Genomic DNA, 17,606 nt, shown 5'->3' on the forward strand with positions numbered 1-17,606 from the left:
CTCTACAATCGACCACATGGAGGCCGAGTCGGGATCGCGCGTCGACGCATGACGGCAACCTCCCCCACCCTCCGGAGGGGTGCGTCGCTCCGCGCCCGTCTGCGTGTGACGGCGGCAGCCGTCGCCGTCGGGGCGCTCGCCGTTCTCGCAGGCGTCGCGCATCCCGCAGGTGCAGCGGAAGCGGTCACGCCGGCTCCGAAGGCCGCGGCCGGGACGGAGCTGGCCGCATCCATCACCGCTGATGACGCGGGGGTTTTGACGCCCGGCAAAGACCTCGGAGTCTCGGTCACCGTCTCGAACCCGACCGACACCGCTTTCCAGTCGGGCACCGTCTCGCTCTGGGTCGATCCGGCGGCGCAGAACGACCGGAAGGCGTTGGCCTCGTGGCTCGCATCCACCGACTCGGTGTCCGGCGCCCTCGATCTCGGCAAGGCCCAGCTGAACACGCTCGAGCCGGGCTCGAGCACGGTGGTGCGCGTGAGCGCGCCCGCGGCCTCGCTCCCGTTCGCCGGTCGCACGTCGTCGGCCGTGTTCGGAATCGGCGCCTCGGTGCATGCCGGATCCTCGGACACGACCGCGCGCGGCTCCGCCGTCTGGTACCCGGGCGGCACCGCAAAGCAGGCCAGCGTCAACGTCGCTCTGCCGATCGTCACGCCGTCCGGCACGAACGGGATCATCGCGGCAGACGACCTCGCGACCTACACGGCGCCCAACGGCATCCTCACCCGCGAACTCGACGGCCTCGCCGGGCACACCACCGTCACGGTCGGCATCGACCCGATGATCATCGCCTCGATCCGAGCCCTCGGCAACGCTGCCCCGGCGAGCGCGCTCGACTGGCTGGAGCGGCTGGCCGACCTGCCCAACGAAACCTTCTCACTGGGTTACGGGGATGCGGACCTCGCCGGCCAACTCCAGGCGGGCCTCCCGACGCCGCTGCAACCGACCTCGCTCTCGTACGCGATCGACCCGAAGAACTTCACGCCGGCGCCCACACCCGTGGGGGAGCCCGCCACGGCGACGCCCACGCCGACACCGAAGACTTCGACGTCGACGCCCAGCCCCACGCCGACGACGAGCCCCGGGCCCGTCCTGCCGACGATGGATGAGCTGCTCGCCTGGGACTACACCCTCACCGGCATCGGCTGGCCGGGCGACAAGACGGTCCGTCGAGCCGACCTCGCACCGCTCGCGGCCGCCGGCCTGAAGACCACCATCGTCTCCGGCAGCAACACCAACGCGAACGACCTGAGCACGACCCCGAACGCGACCCTGAGCTCGGGAGACAGCCGCATCCTGGCCTCCGACCAGCCGTTGAGCGACGCGCTGCGGCAGGCGATCTCCGCGCCCAGCGACGTCGCGTGGAACTCGGCCATGTCGAAGGTGAACGCCCAGCTTGAGCTCATCGCGCAGGAGTCCGGCGACGCGCGCCGGCTCCTCGTGGCACTCGACCGCTCCTGGCCGTCGAGCGGAACGCAGTTCGAGCGAACGCTCAACGCGCTGTTCTCCTCGCCGTGGTCGGCTCCCGCCTCCTTCCCGGCGATCGCCGGCGCACCCCAGACCGCCGGTTTCGATCTCGTCGACACCCCCGAGAGCGCCGATCGCATCACCGGTATCCGCGCGCTCATCCAGGACGAGGTCGCGCTGGGCCAGTTCGCCACGGTGCTCGACGACCCCACGACGCTGACCGGCCGTACCCGTTCGGATCTGCTCACACTGCTGGCGGTCTCGTGGCTGAACCCGCGGACGGACTGGAATACCGCCGTCGCGAAGGAGCGGGCAACGACGGACAAGACGCTTCATTCCATCCGCATCCTGCCGACGGAGAACGTCAACCTCGTGAGCGCCCAGGGGTCCATCCCCTTCACGGTGAGCAACGGCCTCACCGACGAAGCCGTGACGATCGTGCTGACCGCCGCTCCCTCCAACGGCCGGCTCGAGGTCGACCAGTCGACCACCAAGCGCATCGTCAAGGACTCGCGCGCGACCGTCCTCATCCCCGTCAAGGCCAAGGTGGGCAACGGCCAGGTCGTGCTGTCGCTGCATCTGTACAGCCCGACCGGTGTGCCCATCGGCGATCCGACCTCGGTGACGGTGGATGTGCACGCCGATTGGGAGGGCATCGGCGCGCTGATCTTCGGCATCCTGCTGGTGCTGCTGTTCGGCTTCGGGATCGTGCGGAACATCCTGCGGCGGCGGTCGAAGCGCGAGGAAGATGCCGCAGATGCGGCCGGGAGCGGGGCGGCCGACGCGCAGGGCGACGAGGACGTAACCCCGTCAGAGGGTTCCACGCCCGCATCGCCCCCGGAGGAGCGCCCCGGTGGCTAGCGTCGGCCGCGCCAGCGCGCTCCTCGCCTCCGGCACCCTGGTGTCGCGTCTTCTCGGGTTCGCGAAGGCGTGGCTCCTGGTGCAGGCGATCGGCGCGATCAGCTTCGCCGCGAACGCCTACGGCACCGCGACGATCGTCCCCAACAGCGTCTACGCGATCATCGCGCAGGGGATCCTCAACGCCGTCCTCGTCCCGCAGATCATCCGCGCCTCCGTCAACGCAGACGGCGGCCGCGCGTACATCAACAAGCTCGTCACGCTCGGGATGGTCGTCTTCGCCGCGGTCGCGGTGGTCGCCACATTCCTCGCACCGGTCCTGGTCTCCCTCTTCGGCATCCCCGCCGCCCAGAGGGACCTCGCCACCGCGTTCGCCTACTGGTCGCTGCCGCAGATCTTCTTCCTCGGCCTCTACACTCTGCTCGGCGAGGTGCTGAACGCTCGCAAGTCCTTCGGGCCGTTCACCTGGGCGCCGGTCGTCAACAACGTGATCGCCATCGTGCTGCTCGCGGCCTTCATCCTCGCCTTCGGCACCGCCGCCTCCGGCAAGCACGACAGCGGCTGGTCGTTCTGGATGATCGCCCTGCTCGCCGGCGGTGCCACCCTGGGCGTGGCTGTGCAGGCGCTCATCCTGTTCGTCTTCTGGCGGCGGGTCGGGCTGCGCTTCCGGTTCGACTTCGGCTGGCGCGGGGTGAACCTCGGGACGGCGGGCAAGGCCGCGGGCTGGACGTTCGCCATGCTCATCGCCACCCAGATCGCCGGGCTGGTCGAGACGAACGTCTCCAACTCGGCGGGGGAGGCCAACGCCGGTCCCTTCGTCATGCAGAACGCGTGGCTGATCTTCATGCTCCCGCACGGCATCATCGCCGTCTCCATCGTGACCGCCTTCTACACGCGCATGGCCGAGCACGCGCATCGGGGCGCCACAGCCGACTTCCGTCAGGACTTCTCGTCAGCGGCGCGGTCGATCATGTTCCTCATCGTCTTCTCGTCCGCGGCCCTCATCGTCACGGCCTACCCGATCGCTCGCGTGTTCACCGGCGACTACCAGGCGATGGGGCTCGTCCTCATCGCGTACCTGGTCGGTCTCGTGCCCTTCTCCCTCGTCTTCATGGCGCAGCGGGCCTTCTACTCGCTGGGGGACACGCGCACGCCGTTCTTCTTCACCCTGGCCCAGGTCGCCGTCATCCTCGCCGGCGTACTGCTCTGCTTCCTCGTGCCCGCCCCGAACCGGGCTGCCGCCGTCGCCCTGGTCGTCTCGATCGCCAGCTTCGTGCAGGCGATCCTGGCGTTCGCGCTGCTGCGCCGGCGGACCGGGGGAGTGGATGGGGCGCGCATCCTGAGCTCGCTCTGGCGCTTCCTCGTCGCCGCCCTCGCCGCCATGGCCGCCGGCGCGGGCTTCCTCATCATCCTCGGCGGTGTCGAGAAGGGGGCGTTCCCGGTGAGCGGCCCGATCGCGGCCGTCGTCGCCACGGCGATCGTCGGCGTGGTCATGCTCGTCGTCTACGTCGGCTTCCTGGGGATGCTGCGATCGCCCGACCTGGAGGCCGGTCTTGCGCCCCTTCTGGGCCGCGCCGGAAGGCGTTCACGCACGCCCAGGTGACACGGAATAGCATCCGCCTAGGATGTGTTCTACAGGTCGACGCCTCCAGACGAAGGTGTCGCGATCAGGTCAAGGAGTTCCGCCGTGCGGCAGATCATCATCATCGGTTCCGGCCCTGCCGGTTACACCGCGGCCATTTACGCGGCCCGCGCCAATCTGAAGCCGCTGCTGATCGCCTCCTCTGTCGAGGCCGGCGGTGAGCTGATGAACACCACGGAGGTCGAGAACTTCCCGGGGTTCCCGGAGGCCGTCATGGGCCCGGACCTCATGTTCAAGATGCAGGCGCAGGCCGAGAAGTTCGGCACCGAGATCGTCCTCGACGACGTCGTCTCCGTCGACCTGACCGGTGAGGTCAAGCGCGTCACGCTCGGATCGGGCGCCGTGCACGAGGCTCTCGCCGTGATCTTCGCGACGGGGTCCGCGTACCGCAAGCTGGGCCTGGAGGACGAAGAGCGCCTCTCCGGCCACGGCGTCTCCTGGTGCGCCACCTGCGACGGGTTCTTCTTCCGCCAGCGCACGATCGCTGTCGTCGGCGGCGGAGACTCGGCGATGGAGGAGGCCACCTTCCTCACCCGATTCGCCGACAAGGTGTACGTCATCCACCGTCGCGACTCGCTGCGCGCCTCCAAGATTATGCAGGACCGCGCGTTCGCCAACGACAAGATCGAGTTCATCTGGAACTCCGAGGTCGTGGCGATCGGCGGCGACGAGCAGGTGCAGAACATCACCCTCCGCAACCTGGTCACGGGCGAGGAGAGCGAGCTGCAGCTGCACGGTCTGTTCATCGCGATCGGCAACGACCCGCGCGTCCACCTGGTCCACGGTCAGCTCGACCTGACCCCCGAGGGTACGATCGCGGTCGACGGCCGGAGCTCGAAGACCAACCTGCCCGGCGTGTTCGCCGCGGGTGATGTCATCGACCCGACGTACCGCCAGGCGGTCACCGCCGCGGCGTCCGGTACCGTCGCCGCGCTCGACGCGGAGCACTACCTGACGACGCTTCCCCAGAACTTGCTCGACAGCGCAGCGGATGGCGCGTCGGGTGACCTCGAACTCACGACCACCGCATAAGGAGATACAAGAAAATGTCAGCAGCACGTTCGGTTACGGACTCCAGCTTCGAGCAGGACGTCCTCAACAGCGAGAAGACCATTCTGGTGGACTTCTGGGCTGAGTGGTGCGGTCCGTGTCGCGCCGTCGGCCCGATCCTCGACCAGATCGCCTCCGAGCACGCCGACAAGATCGAGATCGTCAAGCTCAACGTCGACGAGAACCCGCAGACCGCTGCGAAGTACCAGATCACCTCCATCCCCGCGATGAAGGTCTACCAGGGTGGCGAGGTCGTCAAGACCGTCATCGGCGCCAAGCCGAAGCCCGCCCTCGAGGCCGACCTGGCCGCCTACCTGGCGTAGCGCGACCCGTCCTCTTCAGACCCGTCCGGCGCTCACCCGCCGGGCGGGTCTTTTTCGTACCCGGCGACGCACGATTTTCTCCGCAGTGCGTCGCCCCCATAGCATGGCTCAACGGCAGAGAAACGGAACTCACACGTGATCGAACAGGGCACTCCGCAGCAGCGGGGCAACAATCTGGACCCGTGGTATCACCACTATGCGCAGCGTACGAGCGGCCTCGCCGCCAGTGAGGTCCGAGCCCTGTTCGCCGTCGCCAGCCGCCCCGAGGTGGTCTCGCTGGCCGGCGGCATGCCGTTCGTCTCCGCCCTCCCGCAAGACCTGGTGGTCGGCGCGATGGATCGCGTCATGCGCGAGCAGGGAGCGGTCGCCCTCCAGTACGGTTCCGGTCAGGGCGTTCCGGCGCTGCGCGAGCAGATCCTCGAGGTCATGGCGCTCGAGGGCATCAGCGGCAGCGCTGACGATGTCGTCGTGACCACCGGCTCGCAGCATGCCCTGGAGCTGTTCAGCAAGCTCTTCATCGATCCGGGCGACGTCGTGCTCGCCGAGGGGCCCAGCTATGTGACCGCGATGGTCATCTTCAAGTCGTACCAGGCCGAGGTGGACCACGTCCCGATGGATGCGCACGGCCTCATCCCCGAGGCGCTGCGCGAGCACATCGCGCGGCTGAAGGCGGCCGGACGACGCGTGAAGTTCCTGTACACCGTGCCGACCTTCCACAACCCCGCCGGCGTCACCCTGACCTGGGAGCGGCGGCTGGAGATCCTCGCGATCGCGCGAGAGAACGACATCCTCGTGCTGGAGGACAACCCATACGGGTTGCTCTACTTCGAGGAGAAGCCGCCCGCGGCGATGCGGTCGGTCGAGAAGGACGGCGTCGTCTACCTGGGGACGTTCTCCAAGACGTTGGCTCCCGGGTTCCGGGTGGGCTGGGCCCTGGCGCCGCACGCCATCCGCGAGAAGCTCATCCTCGCCAACGAGGCGGCTGTGCTGAGCCCGAGCTCGTTCAGTCAGCTGGTGATCTCGGAGTACCTGCAGGACGCGGACTGGAAGGCGCAGATCGACACCTTCCGCGGCGTCTACCGGGAGCGCAAGGAGGCGATGATCTCCGCTCTCAACGAGCACCTGCCCGAGCTGAGCTGGACCGATCCCAACGGTGGGTTCTACGTCTGGCTCACCCTGCCGCCGCACCTCGACTCGAAGGCCATGCTCCCTCGCGCCGTGACCGAGCTCGTGGCCTATACGCCGGGCACGGCTTTCTACGCCGATGGCTCTGGTGCTCACAACATCCGGCTGTCGTTCTGCTACCCGACTCCGGAGAACATCAGGGTCGGTGTGCGGCGGCTCGCGAACGTGATCGGCGGGGAGCAGGACCTGCTTGACACCTTCGCCGGCACCGGCCCGCTCGAAGCCTCTCAGCGCCGCAGCCGCACGAGCGCCAACCCCCCGACCGATCTGCGCTAGAGAAAGACCTGATCATGGCTGAAAAAGCAGCACTGAATGTCGTCGTCCTCGCCGGGGGGATCTCGCACGAGCGCGACGTCTCCCTGCGCACGGGGCGCCGAGTGGCGGACGGGCTGAACGCGCTGGGCCACACGGTGACCTTCCGCGACCCCGATGCCTCGCTGCTCGCCTTCCTGGAGGAGTCCGCACCCGACGTCGTGTGGCCTGCGCTGCACGGCGCCAGTGGAGAGGATGGGGCACTGCGCGGCCTGCTGGAGATCACCGGCGTGCCCTTCGTGGGTTCGCGGGCCGACGCCTCCCGTCTTGCCTGGTCGAAGCCGACAGCGAAGACGATCGTCGCCCGTGCCGGAGTCGCGACACCGGAGTCGGTCACCCTTCCGCAGGAGACCTTCCGTGAACTCGGGGCGGGCAGTGTGCTCACGACCGTGCTCTCGGGACTGGACCTCCCGGTGGTCGTGAAACCCGCCCAGGGCGGGTCCGCGCAGGGCGTCACCATCGTGACGTCGGCCGAGGAGTTGCCGCGCGCCATGGTCGACGCGTACACGTATTCGGATGTCGCGCTGATCGAGCGCAAGGTCGAGGGCGTGGAGGTCTCGGTCGCGGTGGTGGACACCGGCGATGGTCCGGAGGCTCTGCCCGCGGTGGAGATCGAACCTGTCGACGGCGTGTACACCTTCGACGCGCGGTACAACGCGGGGGAGACCCGGTTCTACGTGCCCGCACGGCTGGACGAGAAGGTCCTGGAGGCGGTGGCCGAAGCGGCGCGAACCGCCCACAACGCGCTGGGCCTGCGGCATCTCTCGCGAATCGACCTGATCGTCGATGGCGCCGGCACGCCCTGGTTCCTCGAGGCGAACGTATTGCCGGGACTGACGGAGACGTCCATCATGCCGCAGGCCATCAGCGCCTCTGGGCGCGAGCCGGCCGAGGTGTACGCGGCGCTGGCTGCCGCGGCGATCGCCGACGCCTCTCAGCTGTAGCTGGGTTGCCCGATCTCGTCGAGGATCCGGTTGAGGTCTTGGATGGTCGCGAAGTCGACGACGATCTGGCCCTTGCGTGCACCCAGGGATATCTTCACCCGCGTGTTCAGCCGATCTCCCAGCTGACCAGCAATTTCATCCAAGTGGCCGCGGTGCCGACCTGCCGTCGCCTTGGTGCGCGGCGGCTTCGGGGTCTTGCTGGCGGCCGCCTCGGCCGCCCGCACGGAGAGGTCTTCGTTGACGATCTTGTCGGCGAGGCGGATCATCGCCTCCTGGTCGTCACCGAGTGACAGGATCGCGCGGGCGTGCCCTGCGCTGAGCACGCCGGCGGCGACCCGCGCCTGCACCGACGCGGGCAGCTTGAGAAGCCGGATGGTATTGGTGATCTGCGGACGAGAGCGTCCGATCCGGGTCGCCAGCTCTTCCTGGGTGATGCCGAAGTCGGCCAGGAGCTGCTGGTAGGCGGACGCCTCCTCGAGGGGGTTCAGCTGGCTGCGGTGGAGGTTCTCCAGCAGCGCGTCACGCAGCATGTCCTCGTCCCCGGTGTCCTTGACCACCGCGGGGATGGAGTCCAGCCCGAGCTCCTTGGTCGCCCGCAGGCGGCGCTCGCCCATGATCAGTTCGTAGCGGCCCGGCTCGTCGGGGAGTGGACGCACGACGACCGGCTGGAGGACCCCGACCTCGCGGATGCTCGCGATCAGCTCGTCGAGGGCATCTCGGTCGAACTCGGTGCGCGGCTGCACGCGGTTCGGGACGATGTCGGCGGGGGAGATGCTGGCGAGGAGAGCGCCGGGAACCGCGACCAGGTCGTCCTCGCGCTCCGCGACGGCGACCGCGGCCGATGAGCGGGCGGCGGCGCCTCCCGCGCTGTTATCAGGGAAGAAGACGTCGACGGGACGGGCGGACTGATCGCTGGTGGGGATGAGTGCGCCGATTCCTCGGCCCAGTCCGGTGCGCTTCGCTGCCATTAGCGGGGTACTCCTCTTCGTGCGATCTCGGCGGCCGCCTCCATGTAGGAGAGGGAACCGCTGGAGTTGGTGTCGTAGCTGATGACGCTCTGGCCGTAACTGGGTGCTTCGGAGATGCGGACGGAGCGGGGGATGATCGTGTCGAGGACCTCGTTGGGGAAGTGCTCACGAACATCCGCAGCGACCTGGTGAGCGAGGTTCGTGCGGGAGTCGTACATCGTCAGCAGGATCGTGGACACCTGCAGCCGGGGATTCAGATGACGCTCGATCAGCTGGATGTTCTTCAGCAGCTGGCTGAGGCCCTCCAGCGCGTAGTACTCGCACTGGATGGGGATGAGCACTTCGCTGGCAGCAACGAACGCGTTGATCGTGAGGAGCCCGAGTGACGGCGGGCAGTCGATGAGCACGTAGTCGATGTCGTACTCGTCGAGGAAGCGGTTGAGGGCGCGCGACAGCCGCTGCTCCCGCGCCACCATGGAGACGAGTTCAATTTCGGCGCCGGCGAGGTCGATGGTCGCCGGAACGACGAAGAGCCCATCGAACTCCGGGCTCTTCTGGATCACCTCTTCGAGCTCTCGGTCGTTCACCACTACGTCATAGACGCTGGGCGTTCCTTCGCGGTGCTCGACACTGAGGGCCGTCGATGCGTTGCCCTGCGGGTCGAGGTCGATCACCAGCACCCGCGCGCCCGATTTGGCGAGCGCCGCGCTCAGGTTGACCACTGTGGTGGTCTTGCCGACGCCACCCTTCTGATTCGAGATGGTGAAGATGCGCGTCTGAGAGGGAAGCGGCAACGTTGTGGATGCGATCACCTGCCGACGGCGGGCCAGGTCCTGAATCTCCTCCGCCAGGGGAGTGCCCACGTCAAAGCTGTCGTCCGTCGTGTCGGCATCCGTCACGCTGTCGATCTCACCTACTCCGCCGTGCTCGTCCTGATCGTGCTCGTCCTGATGGGGTTGTTTCACGTGAAACTCGCGTCGCTCCATAATGCGTGGCACCGGCTTCCGGCTGGTCGTCGGCACACCAGCAGCGCACCCGTGAACCACTCTAACTCGGATGTCCGACGCTTTCCGCGCGGCGCGCAACCTGTGGAGAAGTGTCGTTCCGATCGCGCGCATGGGTAGTGCGGCGTCGTCTGTTTCACGTGAAACGTTGGCCTTTTCCGTCGCGGTCTTCAGCGCGGAGGATCGCCTGTATCGCTCGGTGGCTCGTCCGCTGATATCCGCCGGGGCGAGGCCTCGTGTTGCGCGCGTTGCGCGCGTTTCACGTGAAACGTTGGAGCGAAGAACACCAGCCGTCCAGCACCGCACGCCTTTACGCTCCGCGCGTACCCCGAGTGATCCGCGGGTTTGAGTATCTCGAGTCCCGAACTGCCAAAGGCAACGTCGGGGAGCCGCTGGGGAATAGGCGAAATCGCACGTTCTGCCCGGGGGAGTGGGCGGGAACCGGGCGCCCCGGTTGGAATGGACCCGCGGTCCAACAGCCTCCACACATGGGGTGATCGCTGTCCATGAACGGCAGTTGATGCTGTGAGGCGCGCGCCGTACTTCGGCTCCCAGGGGTTGACGCGGAGCGGGCCCGACAGTGCTCAACGGCTAGCGGCCAGCGCTCGTCACGTTGCCCCGTGCGCCAGCTGTTCCGGGATCCACTCGGTCATCCATCCTTACCGGCGGCAGCCCTATCGCCCGATTGAGTCGCGCCGCCCTAACCTTCCAAGAGCATCCGGACGGGCTTGCCTGGCAGATCGATCGATCGATCGGTGACTCACTCGTGACTTGACGGGATCCGCGTCAGCAATCGCAGATCGCATCCACGTCCGGACGGCCGTTATCGAGTCGAGAGGGACCTTGTGTCTGTCCCGGAATCCTCCCGCGTCCTGCGCTGGCCCACTGCTGTGCGCACCCGATCGGCCTCGAAAGCGGAGGGCCTGTCCGGCTCAATTCCCGACGAGGGCCGATGGCGAACGGAGCGCTAGCTCTTATGGAGAGCTGAGCGGCGCGCGTCGAATGGTCTGCCAAGCTCCCTAAGCCCTTGCACCTACGGTCAGGCTCCGCCGATCGCATGGCGATGTGTCAGGAATCGGCACTGTTTCACGTGAAACGACATCACGCCTGCGAAGCCCGCCGCGGCTGCAGGCCGCGGAGTCCCGCCCTAGTCCTCTCGAGAACCCGCGGGGACGTGCTGGTCGCGCACCGCCGCCCCACAACAAGGCCGCCGCGAAACCCCGCTGCGAAAGCGCCGCACAACCCCCGACGTTAGCCCGCAGCAAAAGTCCCTCGACACCCCGTTGCCGAAGTCCCGCTAAGCCCCGCCACGAACGCCCTACGCAACCCTCCACGAAAGCTCGCCGCGGAAGCCCCGCCACACTCGCCTCACGCAGGCCACCACGAAAGCCGTCCGCGGAAGCCCAGCACCCAAGCCCGGTACCAAGATCCGGCACGAAGCTCGCTACAGAGCGCGGCTTCTACTTGAGGTCGCGACTGTCGGCCGGTAACGACTGGCAAGAGCCCCGAATACGGTCTCTTCCGGCGCTCACGGCCGACTGTTTCACGTGAAACTTGCCCCGCATGCCGCACGGCTTGCGGTCGACCGTGCACAATGACGCCGACTGGGCGGGCCCAGCGCCGCTACGAGGCCGCCCGCCCTCTTTCCGTACATCGAGACATCGGTCACCATGAGCTCGCGAGCTCGTGAACTCCCGTCGTTCACTGCACTCTGGTGCCGCCGATAGCGCGCTCACCTGTCATCGCGCCAACCTGTCATCGCGCCTTCCGTCGCCCCGAGGAGCACCTGCAGCGGCGCCTCCGGGGAGATAGCACGCTAGCTCAGATGATGGGTCGGCCTGGAAGTTACGGTTCGGGGGAGCCAATCCATTCGAAGGACTCAGCTCTTCGACGTCCGGTCGGGGGAAGACGAAGCTGAGACTCGCGCCTCCTACGGCCGCGAGCCTCACTTCCTGCCTGCGGAGGCGACCAACAGATACAGTCAGAGTCCTGACCCCTCGCTCCTCATCCCTGATACGAGACACGCCGCGGTTGCGCTTTTAGGCATGCTGTCCCGGGGCCGGACTCGCAGCACGGTAAAGCGACTGAACGGTTGCCGCCCAACCCAGCGAGCGTGAGAATGACGGCCGACCAGCGCGCCCCGTCGGCGTTTCACGTGAAACGCCGACGCGTCCGAATATGGGCTCGCCGGGGCGGCGAGTATCCAAGGGTCTACGGGCGCCGAACAGCGCAGCCCGCTCTCCATACAGCCGCCGAACTCGCGTTCGGGCCGGTCGTGCCCGGCCTCTTGCCTGAACATGCGAGGGCGACCATAGGGAACGAGTAGAGCCTGGACTGGGACAAGTGCGTTGCGGCACTCCGCCCACGAAGGCACTCGTGCTGCACATGCCGGAAGGCCTGACTATGTTTCCCGGGTCCCATCATCGGTAGACGCGGCCATCTGAAACGAGAGCACGCCCCAGGTCGTCGACGTTGGCGTCACTCGAGCGCTGCCACTCTCCGAAAGAACAACCCAGCCGCCGGTCAGTCAGCTCCGGGGGGGAGAGTCAACGATGTCGCGAACACGCTCTGTCCCTGTCGCGACCGCGAGACATGCCCCGCAGACCCGAAATTGAGGCCGGAGCCATCGTCGAACATCGCCTTAGAATGGCTCTGACGCAACGAAAGCACGTGCTCCGGTTGTCAGAGAGGGATCCTAAGCCCGATCGCAGCGCCGCCGGGCGGCCGAGATCAGCGCACGCGAGCGCGAATGACGCGCGTGACTTCTGTCAAGACACCCTCACCGAGGGTCAGAACCTCGACATCGGTCACCTTGTACTTCCGGATCTCCTTGGTCGCGGCTTCGACCTCGGCCGCCGCCGCCGCGCCCTTCATGAGGACAAGCTCACCGCCATCCCGGAGGAGGGGAGCGGTCAACGGAATGAGCTTACGGAAAGCGCTCACGGCACGAGCCGTCACCTGGTCGAGCGGATCATCGATCCTCGCGTCCTCGGCGCGCGCACGAAGGACCACCACGTTGTCGAGACCCAGCTCCACGACCTGCTCATTCAGCCAAGCGACTCGACGCTCCATCGGCTCGATCAAGACGAAAGACACGTCAGGCCGGGCAATGGCGAGCACCAGTCCCGGCAGTCCGGCCCCGCTTCCGACATCCCCAACTCGCCCCGGCCGAAGCAGGGGAGCGACGATCGCGCAGTTCAGGATGTGGCGTGACCACAGGCGGGGGAGTTCCAAGGGTCCGATGAGACCGCGTTCCTCACCCTGTTGCGCGAGGTTGCGCGTGAACTCGCGGGCGAGGTCGATGCGGTCGCCAAAGAGGACGGCCGCCGCCTCGGGTTCGTGCTCGACGTCGGTCACAGTTTCACGTGAAACTAGCTGGCCGTGATGACCGTGTAGCGGTCGCGGCCTTCGCCACGCGAGGTCGACACGTAGCCGCGCTCCGAGACGACGTCGTGGACAAGCTTGCGCTCGTACGACGACATGGGAGGAAGGGCAGCCTCCGCTGCCCCCTCATCGAGCCGCTCGATCGCGCGGTCGACGAGACGTGCCAGCTCGGCCTGGCGTGCATCGCGCGAGCCGGCGATGTCCAGGATCAAGCGCGAGTAGCCGCCGGTCTGGTTCTGCACGGCCAGGCGCGTCAGCTCCTGAAGCGCGGCAACGGTGTCGGCGTTGGCCAGGAGCGAGAGGTTGGACGACTCGTCGTCGGTGTTGACCGAGATGTACGCACGACCGTTGCGGGTGTCGATGTCGATGTCGCCGTCGATGTCGGCGATGTCGAGCAGCTCCTCGATGTAGTCGGCCGCAATGTCACCCTCGCGGTCAAGGTCGGCAGCGGTCGGCTCGGACGTCTCGACAGAGACGGAAGCGTCGTCCGCCACCACCTCGGTGAGGTCGGCGGGATCGGGGGAGGAGGTCTGCACGTCGGTCATCGGTTGAAGATCCTAACTACTTTCCGGCCTGCTTCTTCGCGCGAGCCTTGCTCACCGGCTGAACGCGCTGGACCTGCTTCTTGGGCTGCTCCTCGACGGTCAGCACAGTCGCGCCATCCGGCTGGACCAGCTTGCCCTTCTTCGCGAGGCGCGCCTCCCGAGCCTTGGCCGCGTCCGATCCGGGGGTCGGCATGTTGCGGATGACGAGGAACTGCTGACCCATGGTCCACAGGTTCGAGGTCAGCCAGTAGAACATGACACCGAGCGGGAAGGCGAAACCGGAGAAGAGGAAGACGAAGGGGAGCAGGTACAGCAGAATGCGCTGCTGCTTGAACTGCGGGCTCGCCTTGGTCTCCGGCGACATGTTCTTCGAGACGATCTGCAGCTGCGTGAGGAACTGCGACCCGGTCATCAGAATAACCATAACGGCCGCGATGATCATGACGGCGACCTGCGGCGGGTGCGCGTTCATCGCACCCTGGAAGCTCTGGTGCAGCGGCGCGACCCCGAAGAGCGTCGCATTTCCGAACTGCTGGGCGAGCGTCTCGTTCAAAGGACCGACACCCGCCTTGCCGCTCTGGGCGCCGTTGAGCACCTGGAAGAGCGAGAAGAAGACAGGCATCTGGAGCAGAAGAGGCAGGCACGAACTCAGCGGGTTGGTGCCGGTCTTCTTGTAGAGGTCCATCGTCTCGCGCGACATGGCCTCACGAGAGAACTGATCCTTCTTGCCCTTGTACTTGTCCTGGATCTTCTTCAGCTGCGGCGCGATCTCCAGCATTCGTCGCTGGTTCTTGATCTGGCGCACGAAGATCGGGATCAGCGCGGCGCGCACGACGACCGTCAGTCCGACGATGGCAAGCACCCAGGTGATGCCCGCAGCCGGGTCCAGCCCCATCTGGGTGAACAGCCAGTGGAAGGCGACGAGGATCAGCTCCACGACCCATTTGATGGGCCAGAGGATGGTACCGATGATGTCCATGTGTTGTTGCTAGGCCCTTCGCTGACTGATGACGCTGCCGTGCGTGGTGGCGACGACGAATCCGAACGGGGTCACCCGATACCGCGGCTTCTTCGCCGGGGGGACGTCGTCGACCCCGCCGGCCGCCCACGGGTGGCACCGGGCGATGCGCCGGATGCCGAGGAACGAGCCCACGACCACGCCGTGCTGCTGGATGGCCTGCAATGCATAGGCCGAACACGACGGGTAGTACCGGCAGACGTCACCGTAGAGCGGCGAGATCACGGCCCGATACGCACGCAGCACCAGCACCGCGGCATTGCGCGGCGCGAGGAGCACTGCTGCGAGCGCGGTGTTCATGAACGGACGCTGCCCTTACTGAGATGACTGCGGCTGGTGAAACGGGACGATGCCCGTGAGAGCTCTTCGTGCAGGCTAGCCCACGGTGCTTGAACGGAGGCTGGCAATGCGCGCACGACCACGTCGAGCCCGGCAGTATCGCCCGGACTCGGAGAGTAGAGCGGAAGCAGATCGTAGGCAGCGGCCTTGAGCCGGCGCCGGACCCGGTTCCGCATGACTGCGTTACCGACCGTCTTGCTCACGATAAAGCCGAATCGCACCACACTGGAGTCCGGATTCGGGCGGACGTACGTGACGGTGGACGCTCCAGTGAAGCGAGCACCGCGTCGTACGGTCGCCCGGTAGTCCGCCCCCCGCGTGATGCGATTGGCTTTCGCGAGCACCGGAAGCGGTTACGCCGAGAGCTTCTCGCGGCCCTTGCGGCGGCGAGCGGAGAGGATGGCGCGACCCGCGCGGGTGCGCATGCGCAGACGGAAACCGTGGGTCTTCGCACGCTTGCGGTTGTTCGGCTGGAAAGTTCTCTTGCTCATATCTATCTCCGTGGTGGTCTCTTCACAGGCCTGTGCTGAGAGAAAGAGCCAGCACGGGGAGGCCAGGAAAGTTACAGGGCAGCCGGAACGGCCGCAAGTCAACTGATTAAAACTACGGCCTGGGGTGGGACGAGGTCAAACCGATCGAGTCAAATCCACTGATTATGCACGGTATTAGCAGGGAAGCGATGGCCGACGCGCCGACGTATGCCGCCGATCGGATTTGATCGCTCTTCTGTGGACAAGTTACCGTGAGGTCGAAAGTTATCCCCAGGCCATGCCAATTCTGGCCGGAGATCGCTACGGTATTGCTCACACAGCGGTGGATAACTCTGTGAATACCCACCGGCGGCATCCGAAGCCGCCAACCCGACGAGAGTCACCGGGGGTCGACTCGTCCCCTCGTCGGGCTGACGGCATCCGCAACACAGACGAAGACGGGGAACGATGGCAGGCGGCGAAGAGTCCATAGCTGCGGCATGGCAGGACGTGCTCGGAAAGCTCGAGACGGACGACCGGATCACCCCGCAGCTGTACGGGTTCCTCAGCCTGGTCGAGCCCAAGGGCATCATGGCCGGCACCTTCTATCTGGAGGTGCCCAACGAGTTCACTCGGGGAATGATCGAACAGCGCAGCCGGGTCCCGCTCCTCCACGCGATCGGCTCGCTCGACGACGAGCTGCAGGTCAACACCTTCGCGATCGTCGTCAACCCCGAGATCCAGCAGGACACGATGGCCGGCCCTGCGCCGGAGACCGAATCGGCGCCCTCTTATGTCGAGCAGGCCGCTCCGGTCATCTCGACGCCCACCGAGATCACGGCACCGCCGCGTGGCGGCGACACCCGGCTCAACGCCAAGTACAGCTTCGACAACTTCGTCATCGGCCAGTCCAACCGTTTCGCGCACGCGGCCGCGGTTGCCGTGGCCGAGGCGCCGGCCAAGGCCTACAACCCGCTCTTCATCTACGGCGACTCGGGCCTCGGCAAGACACACCTCCTCCACGCCATCGGCCACTACGCGATGAGTCTCTACCCGGGGATCCGCGTCCGATACGTCTCGTCGGAGGAGTTCACGAACGACTTCATCAACTCGATCGCGAACAACCGCGGCTCGTCGTTCCAGGCGCGCTACCGCAACATCGACATCCTGCTGATCGACGACATCCAGTTCCTCCAGCGGGCGGTCGAGACGCAGGAGGCGTTCTTCCACACCTTCAACACGCTCCACGACCACAACAAGCAGGTGGTCATCACCTCCGACCTCCCGCCGAAGCACCTCACCGGCTTCGAGGACCGCATGCGGTCGCGCTTCGAGTGGGGCCTCATCACCGATGTCCAGGTGCCCGACCTCGAGACCCGCATCGCGATCCTCCGCAAGAAGGCGCAGAGCGAGAAGATCCAGGTGCCCGACGACATCCTGGAGTTCATGGCCTCGAAGGTCTCGAGCAACATCCGCGAGCTCGAGGGGACGCTCATCCGCGTCACCGCCTTCGCGAGCCTCAACCGCACCCCGGTGGACATGCCGCTCGTTCAGACCGTCCTGAAGGACCTGATCACGCTCGACGACGACAACGTCATCGCGCCGACGGACATCATCACCAACACCGCCGAGTACTTCAAGCTCAGCGTCGACGACCTCTACGGCTCAAGCCGGTCGCAGGCGGTCGCCACCGCCCGGCAGATCGCCATGTACCTGTGCCGCGAGCTGACGAATCTCTCTCTGCCCAAGATCGGCCAGCTGTTCGGCGGCCGCGACCACACCACGGTCATGTACGCGAACAAGAAGATCAGCGAGCTCATGAAGGAGCGGCGCTCGATCTACAACCAGGTCACCGAGCTCACGAGCCGGATCAAGCAGAATCACCGCTACGGCAAGTAGCGACGCGCCCCTCTAGCGCAGAACTTATCCACATATCCATCCCCAGAGTGGGGACAAAGCGTTATTAACACTTGTGGATAACTTGTGGAGAGCTTCCGGAGAACCACACGTTTAATGGGGACTGCGCTCGCGATGCTGTGAAAAGGCGTCGCTCGGCCCCACCCCTGCGGATCGTTGTGAACAGCCGGAATCCTCAGG

15 protein-coding genes are annotated in these 17,606 nt (G+C 66.4%); 7 read left to right on the plus strand and 8 right to left on the minus strand.

The annotated features are described in order from the left end of the window. Positions 1 to 48 precede the first annotated feature (48 nt). From ABIC47_RS06580 to ABIC47_RS06605, 6 genes are all read left to right on the plus strand, one after another. Positions 49 to 2,328 (plus strand): DUF6049 family protein, encoded by a 2,280-nt coding sequence (locus tag ABIC47_RS06580; RefSeq protein ID WP_354478497.1) that lies wholly within the window; start codon positions 49 to 51, stop codon positions 2,326 to 2,328. Further along, a complete protein-coding gene (gene murJ, locus ABIC47_RS06585) occupies positions 2,321 to 3,928 on the plus strand; it encodes a murein biosynthesis integral membrane protein MurJ (protein ID WP_354478500.1) in 1,608 nt (535 codons plus the stop codon). The genes ABIC47_RS06580 and murJ overlap by 8 nt, the downstream gene beginning before the upstream one ends. Before the next feature lie 84 nt (positions 3,929 to 4,012). After that, the gene (trxB, locus tag ABIC47_RS06590; RefSeq protein WP_018189021.1) at positions 4,013 to 4,999 is read left to right on the plus strand and encodes a thioredoxin-disulfide reductase; all 987 of its coding nucleotides are present in this window, start codon (positions 4,013 to 4,015) and stop codon (positions 4,997 to 4,999) included. After that, positions 4,996 to 5,340 (plus strand): thioredoxin, encoded by a 345-nt coding sequence (gene trxA, locus ABIC47_RS06595; protein ID WP_481299496.1) that lies wholly within the window; start codon positions 4,996 to 4,998, stop codon positions 5,338 to 5,340. Before trxB ends, trxA begins: the two co-directional genes overlap by 4 nt. Before the next feature lie 135 nt (positions 5,341 to 5,475). Continuing rightward, positions 5,476 to 6,801 (plus strand): aminotransferase-like domain-containing protein, encoded by a 1,326-nt coding sequence (locus ABIC47_RS06600; protein WP_354478505.1) that lies wholly within the window; start codon positions 5,476 to 5,478, stop codon positions 6,799 to 6,801. A gap of 14 nt (positions 6,802 to 6,815) precedes the next feature. Further along, complete coding sequence (locus ABIC47_RS06605) at positions 6,816 to 7,781, plus strand: D-alanine--D-alanine ligase family protein (protein ID WP_020076185.1); 966 nt, start codon at positions 6,816 to 6,818, stop codon at positions 7,779 to 7,781. Here ABIC47_RS06605 and ABIC47_RS06610 read toward each other — a convergent pair. From ABIC47_RS06610 to rpmH, 8 genes are all read right to left on the minus strand, one after another. Further along, positions 7,772 to 8,749: a ParB/RepB/Spo0J family partition protein gene (locus ABIC47_RS06610; RefSeq protein WP_354478508.1), complete on the minus strand. Its 978-nt coding sequence runs from the start codon at positions 8,747 to 8,749 to the stop codon at positions 7,772 to 7,774. The genes ABIC47_RS06605 and ABIC47_RS06610 overlap by 10 nt on opposite strands. After that, entirely contained in the window at positions 8,749 to 9,735 is a 987-nt protein-coding gene (locus ABIC47_RS06615) for a ParA family protein (protein ID WP_089879398.1), read from the minus strand. Before ABIC47_RS06615 ends, ABIC47_RS06610 begins: the two co-directional genes overlap by 1 nt. A gap of 2,748 nt (positions 9,736 to 12,483) precedes the next feature. Continuing rightward, entirely contained in the window at positions 12,484 to 13,110 is a 627-nt protein-coding gene (gene rsmG, locus ABIC47_RS06620; RefSeq protein WP_354478513.1) for a 16S rRNA (guanine(527)-N(7))-methyltransferase RsmG, read from the minus strand. Positions 13,111 to 13,124: 14 nt separating this feature from the next. Beyond that, positions 13,125 to 13,682 (minus strand): Jag family protein, encoded by a 558-nt coding sequence (locus tag ABIC47_RS06625; RefSeq protein WP_354478515.1) that lies wholly within the window; start codon positions 13,680 to 13,682, stop codon positions 13,125 to 13,127. 16 nt (positions 13,683 to 13,698) lie between these two features. After that, positions 13,699 to 14,661, minus strand: coding sequence for a membrane protein insertase YidC (gene yidC / locus ABIC47_RS06630; protein WP_018189029.1), 963 nt, complete (start codon positions 14,659 to 14,661; stop codon positions 13,699 to 13,701). A gap of 9 nt (positions 14,662 to 14,670) precedes the next feature. Further along, on the minus strand, positions 14,671 to 15,000 hold the full coding sequence (yidD, locus tag ABIC47_RS06635) for a membrane protein insertion efficiency factor YidD (RefSeq protein ID WP_018189030.1): 330 nt from the start codon (positions 14,998 to 15,000) through the stop codon (positions 14,671 to 14,673). Continuing rightward, the gene (rnpA, locus tag ABIC47_RS06640) at positions 14,997 to 15,383 is read right to left on the minus strand and encodes a ribonuclease P protein component (protein ID WP_354478519.1); all 387 of its coding nucleotides are present in this window, start codon (positions 15,381 to 15,383) and stop codon (positions 14,997 to 14,999) included. Before rnpA ends, yidD begins: the two co-directional genes overlap by 4 nt. Before the next feature lie 9 nt (positions 15,384 to 15,392). Then, positions 15,393 to 15,530 (minus strand): 50S ribosomal protein L34, encoded by a 138-nt coding sequence (rpmH, locus tag ABIC47_RS06645; RefSeq protein WP_018189031.1) that lies wholly within the window; start codon positions 15,528 to 15,530, stop codon positions 15,393 to 15,395. A 447-nt stretch (positions 15,531 to 15,977) separates the two neighbouring features. On the opposite strand from rpmH, the gene dnaA reads away from it, so the two are divergent. Further along, positions 15,978 to 17,408 (plus strand): chromosomal replication initiator protein DnaA, encoded by a 1,431-nt coding sequence (dnaA, locus tag ABIC47_RS06650; RefSeq protein WP_020076180.1) that lies wholly within the window; start codon positions 15,978 to 15,980, stop codon positions 17,406 to 17,408. Positions 17,409 to 17,606 lie beyond the last annotated feature (198 nt).

This window comes from Leifsonia sp. 563 (genome assembly GCF_040545055.1).
Classification (GTDB): Bacteria; Actinomycetota; Actinomycetes; order Actinomycetales; family Microbacteriaceae; genus Leifsonia.